This is a genomic window from Pseudomonas izuensis, from assembly GCF_009861505.1.
Taxonomy (GTDB): Bacteria; Pseudomonadota; Gammaproteobacteria; order Pseudomonadales; family Pseudomonadaceae; genus Aquipseudomonas; species Aquipseudomonas izuensis.
Map to the genome: position 1 here is coordinate 1 of NZ_WTFT01000081.1, position 2269 is coordinate 2269.

Sequence of the window (2269 nt, forward strand, 5' to 3'; positions counted from 1 at the left end):
GGGCAAGCCCGCTCCCACAAGTTTCGAGTTGCACCCGGAAAGTGGGTTCGACACAGAACCTGTGGGAGCGGGCTTGCCCGCGATGAGGCCAGATCAGGCAATGCTGACCTTGCGCCCCAACACCGTCGTCCAACGCTCCGAAAGTATCACCCCACCCAAGGTCAACATCCCGCCCACCAGGTGATACATCGCCAATTGCTCATGCAGCACCCCCGCCGCAATCAAGGCCGTCATCACTGGCAGCAAATTGAAGAACAACGTGGTCCGGCTCGGTCCCAGGCGCACCACGGCCTGCATCCAGGCCAGGGGCGCCAGCATTGAAGCCAGTAGGCAGGCATACAGCACCAGCGGAATGTTCTGCAGGGTCGGGCCGATTTTCGGCGAGGCGAGGAACAAGGGAAACAGCACCGCCACCGCCACCAGCACCTGCAAATACAACAACACCAGCGGTGGCAATTTCAGCTGCCATTTTTTCAACAGTGTGCTGTAGACCGCATAGGCCAGCGTGGCGACCAGCATCATTGCATCACCCAGATTCACCCCGTGCTCCAGCAACAGGTCGAGGCTGCCGGAAGAGACGACCACCAGGACTCCGGCGAACGACAGCACCGCGCCGGCCAGTGCCCCGGCGGTCAGGCGCTGGCCGAGGCTGATGATCGCCATGGCCAGGGACATCAAGGGCATCAGCGACAGGATAATGCCCATGTTGGTGGCCGAGGTCAGGGCCGCTGCGAAGTACGCCAGGCTCTGATAGACCGCCATGCCGAGCACACCGAGGATGAAGATCTTGCCCAGATTCGGGCGAATCGCCGGCCAGTGGGCGATCACCGGTTTGAGCAGGAAGGGCGTGAACAACAGTCCGGCAAGCAGCCAGCGGTAAAAACCGATCTCGGCGGGGAAGATCGCCCCGGCCGACATTTTCGTGATTACGGTGTTGCCGGCCCAGATAAAAATGGCCAGCAGGGGATAAGCGTATTGCATCGGGAACAACCAGAACGTTAATGAGGAGTGATTATCCCCTGTCTGGATACAGGCCTATACTTCGATCCGGACAACCCACCCCTGATTCCGGACACCATGACCCATAAACACATCGACTTGCTGGATTTCAGCGAACTGCCGGCCCCGGTGTACTTTCGTTATGCCGATTTCGATGCCCACCGCTTTGCTTCGGCGCATCGGCATCCGTGGGGCACGCTGGAGTATTCGGCCCACGGCGTGTTGCACATGGAGATTGGCGGCAGCCGCTTCATGTCACCGCCGCAATACGCCGTGTGGGTCCCGCCCGAAACCGAGCACAGTTTCTACAGCAACCAGCCGATCAACTACCGCGCGGTCTGCCTCGCGCCGACGCTTTGCCATGAATTGCCGCCACAAGCCTGCACCCTGGCCATTAGCGACATTCTCAAGGCCATCCTCAAGGATTTCGCCGCCCGGGACGTGAAGATTCCCGAGCAGGACGCGGACCGGCGCCTGGCCCAGGTGTTGGTGGATCAACTGCAACTGGCGCCGGTGCATGAGTGCTACCTGCCCTACGCCAGCAGCGCGGGGCTGCTCGGCATTCTCGAAGCCCTGCAGAATGAGCCCGGGGATAACCGGCCATTGGCGGATTGGGCGGCGCACATCCATGTCAGCGAGCGCACCCTGGCGCGGCAGTTTGTCCGCGAGTTGGGCATGAGTTTTGGCGAGTGGCGCCAGCGCCTGCGGTTTCTCGCGGCCATCGAAGCGCTGGACAGCCATCGCAGTATTCAGGAAGTCGCCTTCGACATGGGCTACAGCACCGGCTCCGCGTTTATCGCGATGTTCCAGCGCCAGGCCGGGTGTACACCGGAGCAGTACCGACGCAGCCATCTGGAGAGCAGGAAGGTGTAACAGCTGTTGTCTACACTCCATGGCGAGGCCGTTCCCCTCGGTACGGCAACAAGGAGAAAACTCCATGAAGATGTTGCGTGTCCCTTTGTTGATGATCGGTTTGCTGCTCTGCTCCCAGAGTTTCGCCGCCACTGAACAACAGAACAAGATGACCACCTGCAACGCCGACGCCACCGCAAAAAGCCTCAAGGGCGATGAGCGCAAAGCCTTCATGAGCACTTGCCTCAAGGCGGCACCGGCAGCGAACGATGCCGGCAAAGCCTTGACTCCGCAGCAAGAGAAGATGAAGACCTGCAATGCCGATGCGGCGACCAAAGCCCTGAAAGGGGATGCGCGCAAGGCGTTCATGAGTGATTGCCTGAAGAAAAAATAAGTATCGGGCTGGGGGGGGGGGTGG

Annotated in this window: 3 protein-coding genes; 2 read left to right on the plus strand and 1 reads right to left on the minus strand. The window is 60.6% G+C overall.

Annotation, left to right across the window (positions count from 1 at the left end):
- Positions 1-93: 93 nt before the first annotated feature.
- Positions 94-981, minus strand: a complete 888-nt coding sequence (locus tag GPL81_RS30925; protein ID WP_160109873.1) for a DMT family transporter — start codon at positions 979-981, stop codon at positions 94-96.
- 96 nt (positions 982-1077) lie between these two features.
- Between GPL81_RS30925 and GPL81_RS30930 the strand changes: the two genes are divergently transcribed.
- Both GPL81_RS30930 and GPL81_RS30935 read left to right on the plus strand, forming a co-directional pair.
- Positions 1078-1872 carry an AraC family transcriptional regulator gene (locus tag GPL81_RS30930; protein WP_160109874.1) on the plus strand — a complete coding sequence of 265 codons (795 nt, stop codon included), beginning with the start codon at positions 1078-1080 and terminating at the stop codon, positions 1870-1872.
- Positions 1873-1936: 64 nt separating this feature from the next.
- Entirely contained in the window at positions 1937-2245 is a 309-nt protein-coding gene (locus GPL81_RS30935; protein WP_096513655.1) for a PsiF family protein, read from the plus strand.
- Positions 2246-2269 lie beyond the last annotated feature (24 nt).

Coding starts and splice junctions, on each gene's coding strand:
- GPL81_RS30925 (WP_160109873.1), bottom strand. CDS start 981: ATGCAATACGCTTATCCCCTGCTGGCCATTTTTATCTGGGCCGGCAAC.
- GPL81_RS30935 (WP_096513655.1), top strand. CDS start 1,937: ATGAAGATGTTGCGTGTCCCTTTGTTGATGATCGGTTTGCTGCTCTGC.
- GPL81_RS30930 (WP_160109874.1), top strand. CDS start 1,078: ATGACCCATAAACACATCGACTTGCTGGATTTCAGCGAACTGCCGGCC.